Origin of the sequence: Lysinibacillus sp. fls2-241-R2A-57, assembly GCF_030209535.1 — a bacterium.
GTDB lineage: Bacteria > Bacillota > Bacilli > Bacillales_A > Planococcaceae > Lysinibacillus.
Genome location: NZ_JARVRU010000013.1, coordinates 16,608 through 36,491, shown reverse-complemented (window position 1 = coordinate 36,491; position 19,884 = coordinate 16,608). Strand labels below are relative to the sequence as shown.

The window sequence follows — 19,884 nt, the reverse complement described above, 5'->3', positions numbered from 1 at the left end:
TGATATCTTCTCATTGATTTCTTGTGTCAATACAACAAAAATCATTTTAACAAACGCTAGGCTAAATTGCAATAGATAAATGCAAAGAATATTTACTTGACAGTTTGAACAAACTACGGTTGAGGTGAACTGTATGCAAAATTTAAATTGGCAACGTACGGATTTAATTGATGAGTCGGAAGAGGTCGTTTTACATCAAACGAAAGAACAAAAAGAAACGCTTGAGGAAAAGCGTGGTGTCCAAATAGAAGATCGGAATACCGGTCGGGTAAAAATTACTGATGTGCTCGTTAATGCAGATGGTGAGAAGCAAATTGGTAAGAAGAAAGGACAGTACATTACACTTTCCGTACCTACTTTGACGCTTGATGATCAGGATGGATTTGAGCAGCTTGAAAAAGAATTGCTTGTGAATTTTAAAAAAATGCATGAAGAAATGTCATGGAATGAAGCTGACAAAATTTTAATTATTGGCCTAGGTAATCGTACCATTACACCCGATGCTATAGGACCCTATCTTATTGATCACTTGCATAGTCTAGAGGTTATAGATGAAAAGTTTGTCATGTACGCGCCAGGTGTTACAGGGCAAACGGGTTATGAAACAGGTGAATTTGTAGCGGCAGTGGCTGAACGACTAAAACCAAAATTGATTATTGTCGTAGATGCTCTTGCAACAAGAGCTAGTAATCGCTTATGTAAAACAATTCAATTAACGAATACAGGAATACATCCTGGTTCAGGCGTAGGAAATCAGCGTAAGGAAATTTCATATGAAATGCTTGGCATTCCTGTTACCGCAATTGGTATCCCAACAGTCGTTGATGCACCTGTATTAATTGCAGATGCTGTAGAGTTAATGCTACGCTCTATAGCTGCACGAGTTGCAGAACGGAGTAAACCTTCATCAAAATTGTCATTAGCATCTTGGCAACCAGATACCGATAAAGAGCTAGATATGTCTTTAGTAAAACCAATTTTCGGTGAATGGGCTACTTGGACCAAAGAAGAGCGTCAGCAATTGTTTGCTGAGACATTTTCAGGCTCTCATACACAACTGATGGTTACGCCAAAGGAAGCCGATTACTGGATAGATAAGTATGCGAAACTCGTGTCATCTATGCTTATGAAATGGGCAAATAATCTATAGTTTTTTTCGTTCTAAAAGGCACATCCCCTCCATACGTTAAGGGGAGGAGGGTGTGACTTTGCTAAAAAAACTACAGTGGTCATTTGGTTTATTATTGTTCTTCTTCGTATTACCTGTCATTGCTGGGCAACTTCCGTTCAACAAGCAAGCATCGACTCCGATTAAAGAACCAGAGGATCAACAAGTCGTGTATGCTGCTACTAATATAGCTGAACAAAGTGCGCTTGAGCAGACAAAAGAGGAGACAAAAGAGCAGACACAAGAGCAGGCAAAAGATCCGTTTAAAGTATTATTATTATTTACGCATTCGCAAGAATCATATCAACCGATGGTAAAAGCTGTTAGTGGGAAAGCTGCCGTTTATGATGAAAAAACAAATATTTATAATTTACAAGATACTATTTCCAAGCATTTTAGCATGAACGGTATACAGACGGACGTTTTAGAGGTTGATGTTATGAAGGAATTGAAACGTAAGGGAAAAACTTTTCCGGCTTCCTACAACACGGTGCGTCCTTACTTATCAAAACGTTTACAAGAGCAGTCCTATGACTTAGTTATTGATTTGCATAGAGATTCTGCTAAGAGAAAAGCAACAACGATTACACATAACAATGAATCCTATGCACGTATTGCAATTGTCGTGGGTGCAGAGCATAAGAATTATAGATGGAATACTGCTTATGCAGAAAGTCTATCTGCTTCTATGAATGAAATTGTGCCAGAAATTTCTAGAGGTGTTATCTCTAAAAGTGGTGACAATGTAGATGGACGCTATAATCAGGATTTAACAAAAGAAATGATTTTAATCGAACTAGGTGGAATTGATAATACAGAAGAAGAATTGAATCGTACAATTGCCGTTATAGGAAAAGCTATTGCAAAATCCTTTGTTACAGGAAAACAAAATTAATACGCATCTTATTTTAAAACTAGTATAAGATTACTATAATTTATATATTGGAATTGGCAAAAAGATGGATTGTTTAAGATGACATCCTTTTTGCCGATTTTTGTAAGAACGTCTTACTTAACAATCTTGGACAAGTAGACACACTATAACGTGATTGATTTCCGTTCTAGCTGGGCTGACGCTTCGCTTTCGCACAGAGCTTTCTGGGGGCGTCCGATTAGCTGTGTGGTCACGTCACGAAGGCGTTATCACAAGACGTAAGAAGTCGCTCAGACGCTACTCCAATCAACTTCTATCCTTGGCATACATTTGTTATCCCTTACTTTTAAGTGATGAATCCTATTGTTAGCAAAATTACCAAGAATTTTTTTTAGAAAAAATAGTGGTTAGACCTTTAAATTGTTCATTTCTTGTCTTATAATTTTCAAGTCGGATCATAAAGATTTGAGTTGTGGAAGTTTTGTAACGGCATATGCAATAGGCGAAATACGCTTTTAAAGCATCTACCATTTTTGGAGATGCTTTTTTGACGGCAAGATTATAGAAAAAATTAGAGAGTATTCCAAAAGGATAAAGCACAACTATACATATGAAGAGATTAATTGTGTTGTTTATGTGATAAAAGGGAAATTTAAATATAAAAATTCATGCGAATTGATTGAAAAATATCGGGGTGTTGTTTCTCTAGAACTACTAGCTGTCTGAAAGAGACTTTTTAGTTTTGTAGCGGAAGGTGCTCGAGGAAAGCGAGCCATTTGGAGCGGAATTCAACTTCATCTTCAATATGCTAGTGAAATATAGTAAATCAACAAGCTTGATAAAAATTTTCTAAGCTATCATTTTATATAAACTTTTATAGTTACTCACCCGTCAATCATATAAGTGAGTGTACTGAATGTTATTTAAAAGGGGACGATGTTTGGCTTTAGTAAAGTTTACTTAATAGGTTTTGTATATTATTGGAAGAAGAGGAAGGAATATTATGTCAGGCAAGACGTTTAATCATCGTTATATCCCTGGGCTTGATGGGATTCGAGCTTTAGCAGTACTAGCTGTTATTGCATATCATTTTAACTTCAGCTGGGCCAGTGGTGGGTTCCTAGGAGTAGATATCTTTTTTGTTTTATCAGGTTACTTAATAACCTCTACCATATTACCTTTAAAAGGAAATCAGTTAACAGTAGGATTAGGGAAATTTTGGCTGGGTCGATTTCGACGCTTACTACCTGCTGCATACGTAATGATTATTACTTCATTCGCTTGGGCGACCCTGTTTCATCAGGAACTTCTCAATACATTGCGCGGAGATGCAATATCCTCTATTTTTTACTCAAGTAATTGGTGGTTCATTTTTCATAAACTCTCTTATTTTGATAGTTTCGGATCCCCTTCACCTTTAAAAAATTTATGGTCTTTAGCTATTGAGGAACAATTCTATATTATTTGGCCGATTCTGTTAATGATTGGGCTTTATATTGTTAAAAAGCAGAGTAAATTAGCCATTTTCATCTTTATCGGTGCATTATGTTCAGCTACGTTAATGGGCATACTGTATGAGCCTGGAGCTGATCCGAGTCGTGTCTATTACGGGACAGATACGCGTTGCTTTGAATTACTAATAGGCTGTTGGTTAGCTCTCGTTTGGCCGATGAAAAGACTATCGTCACAAAAACTATCTACTGACCATGTCAATAAACTAAATATTATCAGCGTGGTTGCTTTTACTATTTTCATTTTAAGTATTATTTTTGTAGATGAATATCAAACTTTCTTATATAGAGGAGGTATGTTCCTATTTTGTTTGAATGCAGCTGTATTAATAGCATGTGTTTGTCATCCTATTAGCTTTTTAGGGAAAATACTTTCTTTGAAGCCTCTACGTTGGCTTGGTTCAAGATCGTATGGAATTTATTTATGGCATTATCCGATTATCGTATTAGGTACGCCAGTCCACGAAATAGGCAATCCTTCGTACTGGCGAGTTGCTTTACAGTTAGTTCTTATTTTGATAATTGCTGAATTATCGTATCGTTTTATCGAAATGCCCATACGTAAGGAAGGATTCCGTTCTTATTACCGACAGTACCTTAAATTTAATAAAAATAAATGGGGAAGCTTTTCGGTAACTAGAAAAATTTCAACGGTGCTCATTCCTCTATGCCTTTTAGTATTTTTGACTGGAATGACAGGTGTCGTAGGAAAAGAACAAACGGAATCAAAAGAATCCCAGATAACAGAAGTTAAAATTAATGGTGCAGAATCAGCTGCTAAGCAGGACGATACCGTAACGAAAAAAGAAACAGCAGAAAGTGATTCATCGAATGTCGAGGATGAGAAAGTTGAAACTAGTACTCAACCGGACATAAAAGAGCCTGAACAGGAGGAAGATGATACAGCTGCTAACGCTATCGATGAATCTTATACTGGAATATTAGCCATTGGAGATTCTGTCATGATAGATATTGCTAAAAGCTTACATCAGGTCTATCCTAACATTACAATTGATGCAAAAATTGGTCGCCAAGTTTCACAAGCTGTCAAACTGGCACCAAATTATGCTAGTTTTAATCAACCAGATAAAGCAGTTATTATTCAACTTGGTACAAATGGTTTCTTCTCGAATGATCAGATTGATGCACTACTTGGAGCTTTCTCAAATGCCGATATTTATTTAGTGAATGCTCGGGTACCGCGACCTTGGGAAGGTAAAGTGAATTATTCATTACAACAAAAAGCTCAAGAGCATGATAATATTACATTGATTGATTGGCATTCGGCTGCAATCAACCATCCAGAGTTCTTTGCTCCAGACGGCGTACATTTAGAACAAAAAGGTATTGATACGTTAACAAACCTTATTCAACAATCGATAGATAATCATTAAGTAATAAAGTAGCCAGCATGCACCATGTTTTAGGTGTAGCTGGCTATTTTTTGTTAAGGGTACAGGAACCACCTTTTGCAGCCACCTTCTTATCGCTTTTCGTAATGTTTTCCAGAGGAAATGGCACATCCATCAGAATAACGATTGATTTGACTGCCTTTATACCGTTCAAATGTTGTGGTTTATATAAGGTTCATAATATAATTCATATTAGTTTGAAGTTTCAAGAAATCCCTTTATATCAAGGGTTCAGAACGTGTAGGACTAGTTGTTAGCCCTAAAATTTGCCCCACTTGCCAATAAAACTTTGACTAAACAGTGTTACAGACTGCTCCTCTAATTCCTTCAATACATGGCCGTAAATCTGATAGACACAGCCTCCAATCCAGATACGAGATTTTCATTCTACATTGGCGTTCCAATATACTGTACTTTATTGTCAATCCATATTTGCATAAAAAAAGATTAATGAGCCTAGTTACAAACCATTTTTAGATGCACAATAAATGACAAAGAAATTAAATAATACAACTTTATATAAATAGTTGTTTGCATCCATTTTTCTAGTAAACAATCAGAACGTTTGGGGAATTGTGATGAGTTGAGGGGGATACTGAATGTGTGAGGTTTTTAAAAAGAAATAATACATTTGACTGCCCTCAATTCATTCTAGTTTGTTTCTTAATTGGAAGATGGAATATTCGGAATAATTTGACACTACTATTTATCTTTGATAATATGAAAACGCATACATTTCTTACATAGAAACTGGGGGGAGTAAATCAAATGGTGAAAACTCTGTACAAACTAGATTTAAGCAAATCAATGGAAGAACAGGCGCATCCTGGTCACAATCGATGGCACCCTGACATACCAGCAGCATTTTCAGTAGATCCAGGCACTTCTTTTAGAATGGAATGTAAAGACTGGACAGATGGACAAATTAAAAATGATGATAGTCCAAATGATATTCGGGATGTGAATCTTGCACGTGTTCATGTGTTGAGTGGACCGGTCTATGTGAACGGCGTTGAACCTGGAGATTTACTTGTCGTAGATATTTTAGATATTGGTACTTTTCAAGATTCGGCGTGGGGGTTTAACGGCATTTTCGCAAGAGAGAATGGGGGAAGTTTCTTAGTTGAAGAATTTCCAGAAGCAGCTAAATCAATCTGGGATTTTGAAGGCATTTATACGACTTCGAGACATGTACCTGGTGTAAAGTTTGCTGGGATTATTCATCCTGGCTTAATAGGCGTTGCTCCCTCTATGGAACTTTTGCAAAAATGGAATGAACGAGAAAAAGAACTCATCATGACCAACCCAGACCGGGTTCCAACGTTGGCCAATGCACCGACTCCGGAGAGGGCAGTGCTCGGCACATTAAAAGGGGCTGAGTTTGATCGAGTAGCTAAGGAAGGAGCTCGAACAGTACCACCAAGGGAAAATGGAGGGAACTGTGATATTAAAAATCTATCTAAAGGGACGAAAATCTTCTTCCCGGTATTTGTGGAGGGAGCGAAGTTATCGGTAGGAGATCTTCATTTTTCACAAGGGGATGGAGAAATCACATTTTGTGGTGGTATCGAGATGGCAGGATGGATTGATCTAAAGGTGGATGTCATTAAAGGTGGCATGGAAACCTATAAAATTTACGAAAATCCTGTATTCCAACCCGGCCCAGTAGATCCAAACTATAATGATTTCCTCGTTTTCCAAGGGATTTCAGTAGATAATAAGGATGGGAAACAACATTATTTAGATGCTACTCTTGCGTTTCGTCGGGCATGCTTGAATGCCATTGAGTATTTAAAAACGCTGGGTTATACAGGTGAACAAGCCTATATGTTGCTGAGTACAGCACCAGTTGAAAGTCGAATCAATGGCATAGTCGATGTTCCAAATGCTTGTTGTACCATTGCAATCCCTACAAAAATATTCGATAAAAATATTATGCCAAAATGATAGGATAAGGAGGTTTATTCTTGCCTAGTTACACATTTCGTTGCAATGATTGTGGAGATTTTACGTTATTTTTTAAATCAATGGCAGGGAATAAAGACAAATCAACTTGTCCTATTTGCCAATTAGAGTCAAATCGGGTCTATTTTGCACCTAATGTGTATACACTTTCGAGAGCACTTAGTTCGCAAATCGAAAAGGGAATGGAACCGCAATTAATGAGTCGAGAAGAATTAGGGACCAATAAGCCAAGGAAAAAAGCGGGCACAAATCGTCCGTGGCAATTCGGGTAAGCAACTATTGCTTTACTGGATATATTGGAAAAGATCTATTCTATCATTCAGCGAAGGCGCCTACTGTGATAGGCGAAAATAATGACAGTAGTTTTCTGTCTAGTTTATTGCGGGTGGTATCCCCAAGCGCCGAGCGTTGTCGGTAGGATTTTTTATCAGATCCCAACAGAAGACGCCCACTTCAAGCGTTAGCTAAGTGGCGAGTAGTTTTCAATTCAACGTATATTAATTATCTCTAAACGACAAAAAAGCTGATTGCCCGTTGTAAAATGGCCAATCAGCTTTTTGTGGGGTCTTGAAGTGCATTATTAAAGCGCCAAGCGGTTTAACAGCTGGCCTAGACATAACTTAGAAAACAATTCTGACAAACGGAGAGGCATAACATTTGTTACTTAAAGTAATTTGTTCGATTTCTACTAATAAGTTAGGAACCGTAACATAATCCACGAATATTTTCATCAATCATCAGTGTATGGATCTCTAACCAATTCCAACAAATTTCTCCTAATATGCCGCCCTGGATTTGATCATTTTCATCTGTGAGGAAGCGGTCGATTTCTTGATAACTACCTCGTAAATCTTCGGGAAATGTTTTGAATTATACTCGTAAAGTTTAATCGGATAAACAATGGCATGTCTTTTAGAAAATGGTATTTTACGTGATAAATACGTAGATAAATGCGAAAGATGTTCTGAACATATTCCTTGGACAAATATGTACAGTGCTATTTTTTATGTAAGTGAGATATTCTTATAATTTTAAAAAAGGTCGAAACAATTAGCCTCAATCTTTCTTACTCACGCATTTCTTTACACACGCTCGCCGTATTTTATTAGCCCCAAACTTGCCCCAAATAGCCCCAAAATCATGCTGTAATATACATTAACTTGCAAAATCTAAAAACCACATAAAACCCTTACAAGTATTGATGTAATAGGCTTTCTAGTTTAGTTGTTGTTGTACTTTGCATATCTTTCATAGTATAATTCATTATAGTTTAATTAGGAGTGGAAAAGATGAACCGAGAAGCACGTTTAAAAAGACAAGAGAATATACGAAATTTCTCTATTATTGCACATATTGACCACGGGAAATCAACGCTTGCTGACCGTATTTTAGAGCAAACGAAATCATTAACATCTCGTGAAATGAAGGCACAGCTCCTCGACTCAATGGATTTAGAACGTGAGCGAGGCATAACGATTAAATTAAATGCAGTACAATTAAAGTATGAAGCTAAAGATGGCGAAGTGTATACATTCCATTTAATCGACACACCAGGACACGTCGATTTCACATATGAAGTATCACGTAGTCTAGCTGCTTGTGAGGGCGCAATTTTAGTTGTCGATGCAGCACAAGGCATTGAAGCGCAAACACTGGCAAACGTTTACTTAGCGCTTGATAACGACTTAGAAATTTTACCAGTTATCAATAAAATCGATTTACCAGCAGCAGATCCAGAGCGTGTACGTCAAGAAGTTGAAGACGTAATCGGGTTAGACGCTTCTGAAGCGGTTTTAGCATCTGCCAAAGCCGGTATCGGAATTGAAGATATTTTAGAGCAAATTGTAGAGAAAGTGCCTGCACCAACGGGTGATCCAGATGCACCGTTACAAGCCCTTATTTTTGACTCTGTTTATGATGCTTATAAAGGTGTTATTATTTCCATTCGAATTATGCAAGGTACAGTAAAAGCTGGCGATAAAATTCGTATGATGGCTACTGGAGCAGAATTTGAAGTTATTGAAGTTGGTGTACACACACCGAAAGTTGTAGCACAGTCTGAATTAACAGTTGGTGACGTAGGGTATTTAACAGCATCGATTAAAAATGTAGGTGATACTCGTGTGGGGGATACAGTTACATTTGCTAATCGCCCAGCAACTGAGCCATTAGCAGGTTATCGTCGTTTAAATCCAATGGTATACTGCGGATTATATCCAATTGATACAGCGAGATATAATGATTTACGTGAAGCGTTAGAAAAGTTAGAGCTTAATGACTCTGCTCTTCAATATGAGCCAGAGACATCACAAGCACTAGGATTTGGTTTCCGCTGTGGCTTCTTAGGGCTTTTACACATGGAAATCATTCAAGAGCGTATTGAGCGTGAGTTTAACATTGATCTAATCACAACAGCGCCTTCTGTAATTTATAATGTTCACATGACAGATGAATCTACAGTTAAGGTTGACAACCCGTCATTTATGCCGGATCCTCAAAAAATTGATCGAGTGGAAGAACCATATGTAAAAGCTACAATCATGGTACCGAACGATTATGTAGGAGCTGTTATGGAGCTTTGTCAACTAAAACGCGGTAACTTCATGACAATGGATTATATCGATACTACACGTGTCAGCATTATTTATGAAATGCCGTTATCAGAAATCGTTTATGATTTCTTTGATTATTTAAAGTCAAATACGAAGGGCTATGCGTCATTTGACTATGAACTCATTGGTTATCAGACTTCAAAACTAGTGAAGATGGATATCTTATTAAATGGTGAGCAAGTCGATGCACTAAGCTTTATCGTACACCGTGACTTTGCGTACGAGCGCGGTAAAGTCATCGTTGAAAAATTAAAAGAATTAATCCCACGTCAACAATTTGAAGTGCCAATTCAAGCAGCAGTTGGCCAAAAAATTGTGGCGCGCTCAACAATTAAAGCGATGCGTAAGAACGTTTTAGCAAAATGTTACGGTGGGGATATTTCCCGTAAACGAAAACTTCTTGATAAACAAAAAGAAGGTAAAAAACGTATGAAACAAGTAGGTTCAGTCGAAGTACCACAAGAAGCATTCATGGCTGTTCTGAAGATGGATGATTCGAAGTAATTCAGTAATGATAAGGTTTTGTGACGTATTTAGTTAATTTATATTAGGGTCAAATGGTGGGGTTCCCCACCAATTCCCCACCATAAAAAAATACGTTAGCAATTCTTATATATCTTGAGCGAATGAATCAAAGATGTTTGCAGCATCTCTGGCCATTTTCTCAGTGAGGTGGCTATGAAGACTGAAACGGAAAATTATATTGCACAGGCTGTAAAGGATGGTATTATCCAAGCTTCACATTTGAAGGATTTTCAAAGTGGAGCAATGACAACTGATCGTTTATTAGGGTTGAATATTACGATTCAGCAACGCAGAAATAATAAAAAATAGTCAAAATCAGTACGGTACCTATTGAATTTAATCATATAATTATCAATGACCAGCAAAGCAAATTTAGCAGAGCTGGTCTTTTTTTGATGAATATTAATAGAATAAAAATGACAGATTTGTGAAATTATCATTCAAAAATAATGAATAAGAAAAGAGTAGTTTAAATATAAATGTCAAACATTCTGTGTTAAACATGAAATAAATAAAACTTTTGAACTGTGAAAAAGAGAATATCGCGCCCGAAAATAGGCGTTGTATATGGCGGGGTGTGGCGTGATTTATTGTAATTTATAATTATACCGCCAAAAAAGTGTTGTTAATACCGCCAAAAAATGGCGGTAAATTACCATTGAAATGGTTATATTGGTAATGATAGTATGTAGTTAACTCGAGGGTAAGTGATGCTATGGCTCGTAATATAAATATGAAAAGAGGATAAAAATGAAAAAAATTGTTATATTACTTGCAGCAATATGAATCACTGTTACGCCTTATTTTTCAACTAATAGTTTCGCAGAAGAAATAAATGTAAATAATCTAGAAGTAAACACGCCGGAATGGTTGTTGACAGTACCTGGTAGGATTGATCCTGATAACCCCGATTTAGATAATTTACCTCCCTCACATGCAATACTTTTTGAAGATCAAGACAATAATCCAAAGGCTATTAAGCCTATTGTAGGTGGAGAGGGACATACTTATTTAAATAAAGATGGTTTGACTTGGGATGGAACTAGTGCTACAACACTTGATGAAGTTGCGGCTAGTTATTCAGTTCATGGGGTACTATATAGACAAGATAAAGGGTCAAGTAAACTTGTGAAATTAGATACTGATTCTGATATTGCATATTTTTCTAAAGGGATGGTTGTTTCTCAAACTACAGGGAATACAGGGGTAGTTGGGTCTACAATGATTGCTGAAGGTGTTCATTATGTTGATTTGGGATTAGTAAATGATACTAAGGTAACAACTGAGAAAAAGGAAGTAAAATAAAATTTTTATTCAACCGCAAAGTGTAATTCTTTGTGGTTGTTTTGCTATTAAATAAAAAATTGTAAAACTAGGGAGTTTGAGATGAGAAGGGAAAAAAAAGCGATAATATATTTTTGTTCAATCCTAATTGTCATGTTGTTAATAATAATACTTATGAAAGGTAGAGATGAGGAGAGAGTAGATTCATCTAAAAAGGAAATTGTTGAGAAAACTGTTGAGAGAAGGCGAGTTGAGGTTGATATCGAGAAACAATTTGAAATTGATAGAAATAAGTTGGCTTTTAAAACAGATAGCAATGGAGAAATACAAGCTTCTTATATACTTACTCACAGCACTCAAAAAGACGAAAAAATAATAATTTATTCCTTTTTAGAAAATGATAATAACCCGATTATAATTGATATAAATGGTAAAAAAGCACAGTATCACGAAATTGTTGTTCCGAAAAATGGGGAGAAGAAAGTTGATTTAACTTTAACGGGATTACCAGCTGGGGAACATATTATTTATTTATTAGGCGAAAAGTATCTTGAAAAAGATATCGAAGAAGAGTTAGAAATAAAACAGACACAAGAAGTAGTATCACATAACTATTTTTCTCTAGAGGTTTTGAATAGTAATATTAAACCTTCGATAGTTGATGTGAATTATAAAGAAGTTGATAAAGTAGGAATTTCTAAAGAAATGAATAGGCTTTCTTTAGAATTATATGAAGATTTAAATTTATCAAATGAAGTTAATTCTATTGAGAAAAAAAACTATTATTTAGCTATTAATAATCCGAGTGATTATAAATTAGAATCGCATTTAAAATTGATTGCAGACTATAAGGTAGAGGAGTTAGATCAAATAATCGTACCAGCGAATTCAGAAGTAATATTGCCTGTCGATCTTAATAAAGTTACAGATGTGGAAAGTATTAGGTTTGTATTAGTGGGGAAACCAACAGAGGATATTAATATCTTACTTCCAGCTAGAATAATTCAAAAATCAAAACGTTTTTTGTTAAATAATACTTAGCATTAATAGCCATAAAAAAATCTATAAAGCCCAGGTACTCAATTAATTTTGAGCCTGGGCTTTTTTTTCATAGATTAATATTAAAGATTTTTATGAAATTGCTATGGACCACAAATCGAGAAACGAGTGTGTTCTTTGAAATTTTTTTGCACCCAATCATCTATTTTGTTAAAAAACCGGATGAAATCGATGTCCATTGAATTGTTTAAAGTACATGCAATGAAAGCGATTTGATTCCATTGTTCAAGGTTAACTGAATTTGGGCCAAAGTAATTAAAATTCGGTAAAACTTCATCTATATGTAGATGTAAAAAAGTAAATGCTTCTTCTGTTAAAAAAAATGAAGATTCATGCCAATGTTCATTTTTATAATCGCCGCGCATGAATTCAAAAACATCACGTTGTTGTAAGTTTTTTAATGTATGTATTTTAATCATTTAATCCTCCTTATCTAAAAAGCGACTCGTTTGAGTGACTATAATTTTATATATAAAAAAACTGTGGAAGGCATTATATTTACTTTAAATTATCAATAGCATATTGTGCTTCTTCTGCTGTGAATTTTTCTCCATGTTGCGATATCAGTTGTTCATAAATAGCTTGGTTTGACATACTCATTATTTCAGCATACTGTTCAGCTTTTGCTAATGCATTTGCTTTCCAATCAAATACAATGTTATCTATTGCGAATTGTGCAGCATCCGCAGGGAACTTTTCTCCATGTTCAGAAACCAATTGGTCATAAATACCTGCTTTTGACATTTTCATAGTTGAAGCATACTGTTCAGCTTTTTGTAATGCTAATTTATGTTCACGTGGTGCATTTTCTATTTTAGCCTTAGCCTCTGCTTTAGCCTTAGCTTCAGCTTCCTCTTTAGCTTTTTGTTCAGCTAATGCTTTTTCTTTTGCTTCACGTGCAGCTTTCTCTTCCTCTGTTTCTTTTTTTATTATTAAACCATATTGCTGAGTGGTCTATTTAAATTCCCCATCATATCCCCACCATTTGCAGAAAATAAAGCTCGATAAATCAAATTATCCATGAATAAAATTAAATAAAAAAACAGCTGTCAAACCCTTATATATAAAAGGTTTGACGGCTAAACATAAATACGAATAGATACGCCTGAATATAACATTTCTATAAGAAGCATTCATGGCTGTTCTGAAGATGGATGATTCGAAGTAACATTGATATACCGTTTATAAGGATTTGAATTGTGTGTTTTTATATCAGTAGGGTGGGGATTGCCACCGCTTTAAAATTGTGCCAGCAATTTATAAATGAAAATATACAAGCAAAATTTTAAATAGTACCCGTCTAAGAGGAATCTTAGGCGGGTATTTTTTACTTTGGTAGAAATGTACCCAATATTAATCGACAACACCTATGATTTATAGAATCATGAAATTATTTGAGTCATTCTACTTGTGAAATATTTAAATTGTATTCGCTTTTAAAAGTTTCAATAAATTTAACAGCACTTTTTGAAAGGTAACGGTCCTTCAACCAGATAACGGCGGAATCTGATTGAATACTAAGTTCTTCAAGCTCCAATATTTTCAGGCCATTCATAGAAAATGAACGTAAGACAGACTTTGGAAGTAAGGAAGCACCGACACCTTCTCTAACTAGGGACATAATCATAGCAGCGTCTGAACATTGACAGACAATATTTGGTTCATAGTGATATTTTCTACAAGCTTCTATTACCAGCTCGTATTGGCCAACACCCTTAATTCGTTGTAGCAACATTAGTGGCATACTTGAAAGTTCATCTAGTCTTATTGTATTTTCATAATTCCACGTCTCAGGGATAACGGCTACAAAATGGTCCGGAGGTAATGGCAGTGAGGATAAGTCATCTGATTCTGATTCTAAAGGTAACCGGACGATAGCAACCTCAATATGTCTATTTCTTAAATCTTGCAATAATCGATAGGTATCCCCTTCGTATAAACGAAATGTAACGTTTGAATACTTTTCTCTGAAAAAACGAATGCGTTCAGGTAGGTAAGAAAAGCATGTTTTTACAGATCCGATTGATAAGGTACCCTTAAGACCTTCCCCTACTTCTTTCACTTCCATAATTGTTTCTTCAATCTGACTTAAAAGATGGGTAGCTCTCTTATACAAAACTTTTCCTGCTGCTGTTAATTCTATATTCTTTCCATTTCGTACTATCAAAAGAGTACTAAGTTCTTCTTCCAGCGCTTTTAGCTGTTGACTAAGAGGGGGCTGGGCCATATGTAATTTTTTTGCTGCTCTAGTGATTTGGCCTTCTTCAACAATAGTGGCAAAGTATCGCAATTGTCTTATATCCACGAAATTCCTCCTTAGAAAGCATATTTATTTTATATGCATTGCGAACATTTTAAATATTTTAAATATTTCAAACTTAATGATACATTAATCTTGAAAACGATTCCATGAAAAGGTAGAAAAGGAGAAGATAAAATGTCTAGAATTCGAAAAGCTAAAGAAAGTTTAAAAGGTTCGATTGCACCAGTTATTACACCATTCAAGGAAGATGAAAGTTTAGATTTACAGACATTTAAAAGTTTAATTAACTGGCAAATAGAAAGTGGGAGCCATGGTATTTCGGTAACCGGGACTTCTGGGGAACCTAGTTCTCTAACGATCGAAGAGAGAGAGCTTGTGATGGAAACAGCAAGTAAAACGATTAACGGACGAGTTCCATTTATACCAGCAACGGGATCAGTAAATCATAATGAAGCGCTTCGGCTAACAAAGGCTGCTCAAGAAATGGAAGCAGATGCTGCGATGGTCATAGTTCCATATTATAACAAGCCTTCCCAGCAAGCATTATATAAACACTATAAAACTATTGCAGATGCCGTAGATATTCCAATTATTATATATAACATTCCTGGAAGAACAGGGGTGAATATGGAAGTAACAACAATGGCTCGACTTGTTGAAGATTGCCCGAATATTATTGGTGCCAAGGAGTCAAATAAAGATTTTGAACATGTCAATCGAGTGTTATTAAATTGTGGGAGAGATTTTAGTCTATTCTCGGGGATTGAACTTCTTTGCTACCCAATGTTAACAATCGGTGGAAAAGGTTCTATTAGCGCTACAGCAAACGTTGCACCAGCGAAAGTAGCAGAAATGCACAATGCTTGGGAGGAAGGCGACACTGAAAAAGCGTTAGATCTTCATTTTGAATTAATGACATTAAATGATGTGTTATTCAAAGAGACTAATCCTGGACCAGTAAAAGCAGCGCTGGGTATGATGGGTAAAATTACGCCAGTTTTACGTAAGCCAATGGATTTACCATCTGAGGCACTGCAAAACGAAATTCGTGAAGTTTTACATCAATATGGCATTTTATCAAATGAAATTGTAACTAAATGATCATTCAAAATCTAAAAAATTCTCTTACTCCTTATTATAGGAGTAAGAGAAGAATGAGGAGTGTAATCACATGCAAGTTCAAGTAACTGAGACTAAAAAAAATCACGAACACACGCAAGTAGAAAATATAAAACTCTATATTAATGGACAGTTTGTCGACAGTAAATCAGGTGCTACTTTTGAAAATAAAAATCCATTTACCAATGAAATAAATAACTATATCGCTGAGGGCCGTGAAGCGGATATAAATCAAGCTGTTCTTTCAGCAAAAGAAGCGTTTGAGAATGGCCCGTGGAGCAAGATGAAATTGAAAGAAAGAATGGAATATATTAATAGAATTGCAGATCTTATCGATGAGGAGATTGAAGAAATTGCTTTCTTAGAATCATTAGATACAGGTCTGCCAATTAGCCAAACAAGAAACCAAACCGCACGTGCTGCAGAAAATTTCCGTTTCTACGCACGAATGGTTGAGACGAAATTGCATGGCGAATCTTACCCAATGGATGATGAATTCATTAATTATACAGTTTATAAACCTTTAGGAGTTATAGGGTTAATTACGCCATGGAATGCCCCATTCATGTTAGAGACTTGGAAAGTAGCGCCTGCATTAGCAACTGGAAATACTGTTGTTTTAAAACCAGCTGAACTTTCACCATTGACTGCAAATAAATTAGCTGAAATTATTCATAAAGCTGAAGTTCCGGATGGCGTCTTTAATGTCGTTCATGGTTTTGGAGAAACAGCAGGGGCTGCTCTTGTTGCTCACCCAAATGTGAAAGCGATTTCATTTACAGGTGAAACGACTACAGGTTCCACTATTATTAAAAACTCTGCAGATACGTTAAAGAAAACATCGATGGAACTAGGTGGGAAGTCACCTTTAATTATATTTGATGATGCAGATCTTGAACGAGCTCTAGATGCAGCAATATGGGGGATTTTCTCTTTTAATGGGGAACGTTGCACATCCAATTCTCGAGTATTCTTGCATAAAAATATTAAAGATCAATTTGTTGAAAAATTAAAAGCACGTGTCGCAAACATTAAAATCGGGGACCCAATGGATTCATCAACTGAGCTTGGACCGCTAATTGAAAAAGGTCACTACAACAAAGTAAAAAAATATATAGAAATCGCTAAACAAGAAGGTTGTGAAGTAGTTCAGGGAGTGGTTCCGGAGAAGGTAAAGGCAGGTAATTTTGTACCACCGACACTTTTATTAAATGCAAAAAATGACATGAGAGTATGTCAGGAAGAAATCTTTGGTCCCGTTATGGCCGTAATCGAATTTGAAACAGATGAAGAAGTACTTCATATGGCAAATGACGTATCTTATGGACTAGCTGGTTTTGTATGGACAAAAGATTTAAAACGAGCACATCGTATGGCGGATGCTATTGAAGCAGGTATGCTTTGGATTAACGCTCAAAACGTACGAGATCTTCGAATTCCATTTGGTGGTATGAAGGATAGTGGAATTGGAAGAGAGGGCGGTCATTACGCAATGTTTGAATTCTATACAGAACCAAAAGTCATCCATGTAGCTATAGGTGATCATCATATTCCGCAATTTGGGAAGTAAAAACTACTTTTTAAGGGGGAAACAATAATGCCAGCAAAAACAGGAAAGCAATATATTGAAAGAGTTGATAATGCACAGGCAAATATATGGATTGATGGAAAACAAGTAGAAGGGAAGATTTCTGAACATCCAGCTTTTAAAGGAGTTATGAAAACTCAGGCAGAACTTTACGATTTGCAACATGATCCAGACAAAAAGGATTACATGACATATGAGTCTCCAACAACTGGTGAACGGGTAGGTACATCTTTTATACAGCCAAAAACAAAAGAAGAATTGGTGACACGTCGCAAAATGATGCAAGAATGGGCGAAATATAACGGTGGCATGATGGGACGTTCCCCTGATTACATTAATGTCGGGATGATGGCGTATGGTTCAGCTGCAGAAATGTTTGGAAAACAGGACTCCATCTATGCCGAAAATATGGCCAACTACTACGAGTATTGCCGTGAAAATGATTTATCTTTAACACATACGTTGATTCAGCCTCAAGTCAATAGGGGAGTAAATTCAGCACAGCTTCCAGATCCGTATATTGCTGCACGGATTAAAGAGAAAACATCTGAAGGGGTCGTTATTAAAGGGGCAAGATTGCTTGCTACTCAAGGTGGTATTACCGATGAAATCATGGTATTCCCATCTACTTTGTTGAAACAATCTGCTGAAGAAAATCCATATGCATTTGCATTTTCTATTCCTAATAACACACCGGGCTTAAAATTTATTTGTCGAGAATCTTTTGATTATGGTAAGTCTCATTTCGACCATCCGCTAGGATCTCGCTTTGAAGAAATGGATACTATTGTTGTGTTTGATGATGTTGTCGTTCCGTGGAATCGGGTCTTTGCCCTTGGTGATGTTAATGTGTGCAACCAGGCCTACAATGAAAGTAATGCAGTTGTTCATATGACACATCAAGTTGTATCAAAAAATATCGCAAAAACAGAGTTTGTACTTGGTATCCTTCAATTAATGGCAGAGACAATTAATATTGGCCAATACCAACATATACAGGAGAAAATCTCTGAGGTAATTATTGCACTTGAAACGATGAAAGCATATGTCGTTGCTTCCGAAGCAAATGCAAAAGTGGATAGATGGGGAACTATGACACCAGAATTTTCACCGTTAAATGCAGCACGTCATTACTTCCCGAAAATTTACCCTCGCTTTACAGAAATTATGCAATTAATGGGTGCAAGTGGCCTAATGGCGATTCCATCAGAATCAGACTTCAATTCTGCGATTCGTCCGGATCTTGATAAGTATTTACAATCAGCCACTGGAGATGCCTATGATCGTGTGAAACTTTATCGTTTGGCATGGGATGTATGTGTAAGTTCATTCGGTTCTCGACAAACACTTTATGAGCGCTTCTTCTTCGGCGATCCAATTAGAATGGCAAGTACGCTTTATAACGGGTATGACAAACAGGAATATGTTGATCGTGTAAAAGAATTTTTGAATCGATCAGAAGCGTTAGTTAAAAATAACTAATTAATCGACTAAGGGAGATGAGGAGTATGGATTTCAATATCATTCGCATTGCCAGAACTGTTATAAATGTGAAGGATTTAGAGCGTTCAAAAGATTTTTATGTAAAAGCGCTCGGCATGATTGAAACGGAAACAAAGGACGACTGTGTTTATTTGAGAGGGCTTGAAGAACACACACACCACAGCTTGGTTCTTAAAAAGTCCGAGACGTTAGGGGTACACGCACTCGGTTACAAAGTAGAAAAAGAAGAAGATCTTGACCGTCTGGCTGAATTGTTTCAATCAAAAGGCTTAAAAACAAAGTGGCTTAAGGAAGGTACTCAGCATGCTCTTGGGCGTGCACTGCATGTACATGATATTTCAGGGATGCCCCTTGAATTTTTCTGCAAGATTGAAAAAGCAGAGCGCTTACTTCAGCGCTACGACTTATACAGCGGTGCCCGAATTCAGCGGATTGATCACGTAAACTGTGCTGTACCGGATGTAGAAAAAGCTTACAACTTCTTTATCAACGAGCTAGGCTTTGCATGTTCTGAATATACAACTATAGAAGATGGGAATATCTGGGCTGCGTGGCTTCACCGCAAACAGACCGTGCATGATCAAGCCTTTATGAACGGTGATGGTCCGCGTCTTCATCACTTTGCTTACTGGCTACCGGATCCACTTGCTCTAATTCACTGCTGCGATGTTTTAGCTTCTCTTGGCTATTCAGAGAACATTGAAAGAGGTCCAGCACGCCACGGCTTATCCAATGCGTTCTTCTTGTATTTAAGAGATCCAGATGGATATCGCATAGAGCTGTATAACGGAGATTACTTAACAAGTGACAATGATTTCGAGCCAATTCGATGGGATTTAAATGACCCACGGCGTCAAACATTATGGGGTGCAAAAGCACCGGACAGTTGGTTTAATGAAACATCTCCGTTTTTAGATATTGAAACCAACGAACAAATTCAATCGACGGCACCAACCCTTGCACAGCGCAAACCAGAACTTGTTATTTAAATAAAAAGAATG

At 36.5% G+C, this 19,884-nt stretch carries 16 protein-coding genes and 1 pseudogene; 13 read left to right on the top strand and 4 right to left on the bottom strand.

The genetic code is table 11. The features are described from left to right. The first annotated feature begins 133 nt into the window (after window positions 1-133). The 5 genes from gpr (at window position 134) to QRN68_RS02545 (ending at window position 7,202) form a co-directional block, all read left to right on the top strand. A complete protein-coding gene (gene gpr / locus QRN68_RS02565; protein ID WP_285395107.1) occupies window positions 134-1,150 on the top strand; it encodes a GPR endopeptidase in 1,017 nt (338 codons plus the stop codon). Window positions 1,151-1,202: 52 nt separating this feature from the next. After that, window positions 1,203-2,063, top strand: coding sequence for a stage II sporulation protein P (spoIIP, locus tag QRN68_RS02560; protein WP_285395105.1), 861 nt, complete (start codon window positions 1,203-1,205; stop codon window positions 2,061-2,063). Window positions 2,064-3,045: 982 nt separating this feature from the next. Then, entirely contained in the window at window positions 3,046-4,947 is a 1,902-nt protein-coding gene (locus QRN68_RS02555; protein ID WP_285395103.1) for an acyltransferase family protein, read from the top strand. 786 nt (window positions 4,948-5,733) lie between these two features. Next, window positions 5,734-6,912: a formamidase gene (fmdA, locus tag QRN68_RS02550; RefSeq protein WP_285395102.1), complete on the top strand. Its 1,179-nt coding sequence runs from the start codon at window positions 5,734-5,736 to the stop codon at window positions 6,910-6,912. Between the two features lie 20 nt (window positions 6,913-6,932). Continuing rightward, complete coding sequence (locus QRN68_RS02545; protein ID WP_285395100.1) at window positions 6,933-7,202, top strand: FmdB family zinc ribbon protein; 270 nt, start codon at window positions 6,933-6,935, stop codon at window positions 7,200-7,202. A gap of 381 nt (window positions 7,203-7,583) precedes the next feature. Here QRN68_RS02545 and QRN68_RS27020 read toward each other — a convergent pair. Beyond that, a pseudogene (locus QRN68_RS27020) lies at window positions 7,584-7,856 on the bottom strand (hypothetical protein); the annotation flags it as partial. Window positions 7,857-8,219: 363 nt separating this feature from the next. Here QRN68_RS27020 and lepA point away from each other — a divergent pair. The 4 genes from lepA (at window position 8,220) to QRN68_RS02525 (ending at window position 12,392) form a co-directional block, all read left to right on the top strand. Next, complete coding sequence (gene lepA / locus QRN68_RS02540; protein WP_285395099.1) at window positions 8,220-10,046, top strand: translation elongation factor 4; 1,827 nt, start codon at window positions 8,220-8,222, stop codon at window positions 10,044-10,046. A gap of 174 nt (window positions 10,047-10,220) precedes the next feature. After that, window positions 10,221-10,376 (top strand): hypothetical protein, encoded by a 156-nt coding sequence (locus QRN68_RS02535; protein WP_285395098.1) that lies wholly within the window; start codon window positions 10,221-10,223, stop codon window positions 10,374-10,376. A 564-nt stretch (window positions 10,377-10,940) separates the two neighbouring features. Continuing rightward, complete coding sequence (locus QRN68_RS02530; RefSeq protein WP_285395097.1) at window positions 10,941-11,372, top strand: hypothetical protein; 432 nt, start codon at window positions 10,941-10,943, stop codon at window positions 11,370-11,372. Between the two features lie 81 nt (window positions 11,373-11,453). Next, on the top strand, window positions 11,454-12,392 hold the full coding sequence (locus QRN68_RS02525) for a hypothetical protein (RefSeq protein WP_285395096.1): 939 nt from the start codon (window positions 11,454-11,456) through the stop codon (window positions 12,390-12,392). A 101-nt stretch (window positions 12,393-12,493) separates the two neighbouring features. Here the strand turns inward: QRN68_RS02525 and QRN68_RS02520 are convergent, their stop codons facing one another. The 3 genes from QRN68_RS02520 to QRN68_RS02510 all read right to left on the bottom strand — a co-directional run bounded on the left by QRN68_RS02520 (window position 12,494) and on the right by QRN68_RS02510 (window position 14,715). Then, a complete protein-coding gene (locus QRN68_RS02520; RefSeq protein WP_285395095.1) occupies window positions 12,494-12,829 on the bottom strand; it encodes a hypothetical protein in 336 nt (111 codons plus the stop codon). Window positions 12,830-12,908: 79 nt separating this feature from the next. After that, a complete protein-coding gene (locus QRN68_RS02515; RefSeq protein ID WP_350224335.1) occupies window positions 12,909-13,223 on the bottom strand; it encodes an Ltp family lipoprotein in 315 nt (104 codons plus the stop codon). A 586-nt stretch (window positions 13,224-13,809) separates the two neighbouring features. Beyond that, a complete protein-coding gene (locus tag QRN68_RS02510) occupies window positions 13,810-14,715 on the bottom strand; it encodes a LysR family transcriptional regulator (protein ID WP_285395094.1) in 906 nt (301 codons plus the stop codon). Window positions 14,716-14,847: 132 nt separating this feature from the next. Here QRN68_RS02510 and hpaI point away from each other — a divergent pair, with 132 nt between their 5' ends. The 4 genes from hpaI to hpaD all read left to right on the top strand — a co-directional run bounded on the left by hpaI (window position 14,848) and on the right by hpaD (window position 19,872). Next, window positions 14,848-15,774 carry a 2,4-dihydroxyhept-2-ene-1,7-dioic acid aldolase gene (gene hpaI / locus QRN68_RS02505; protein ID WP_285395093.1) on the top strand — a complete coding sequence of 309 codons (927 nt, stop codon included), beginning with the start codon at window positions 14,848-14,850 and terminating at the stop codon, window positions 15,772-15,774. 70 nt (window positions 15,775-15,844) lie between these two features. Next, window positions 15,845-17,362 carry a 5-carboxymethyl-2-hydroxymuconate semialdehyde dehydrogenase gene (gene hpaE / locus QRN68_RS02500; protein ID WP_285395092.1) on the top strand — a complete coding sequence of 506 codons (1,518 nt, stop codon included), beginning with the start codon at window positions 15,845-15,847 and terminating at the stop codon, window positions 17,360-17,362. Window positions 17,363-17,389: 27 nt separating this feature from the next. Then, window positions 17,390-18,862 (top strand): 4-hydroxyphenylacetate 3-monooxygenase, oxygenase component, encoded by a 1,473-nt coding sequence (gene hpaB / locus QRN68_RS02495; RefSeq protein ID WP_285395090.1) that lies wholly within the window; start codon window positions 17,390-17,392, stop codon window positions 18,860-18,862. Window positions 18,863-18,888: 26 nt separating this feature from the next. Further along, entirely contained in the window at window positions 18,889-19,872 is a 984-nt protein-coding gene (hpaD, locus tag QRN68_RS02490) for a 3,4-dihydroxyphenylacetate 2,3-dioxygenase (protein ID WP_285395089.1), read from the top strand. Window positions 19,873-19,884 lie beyond the last annotated feature (12 nt).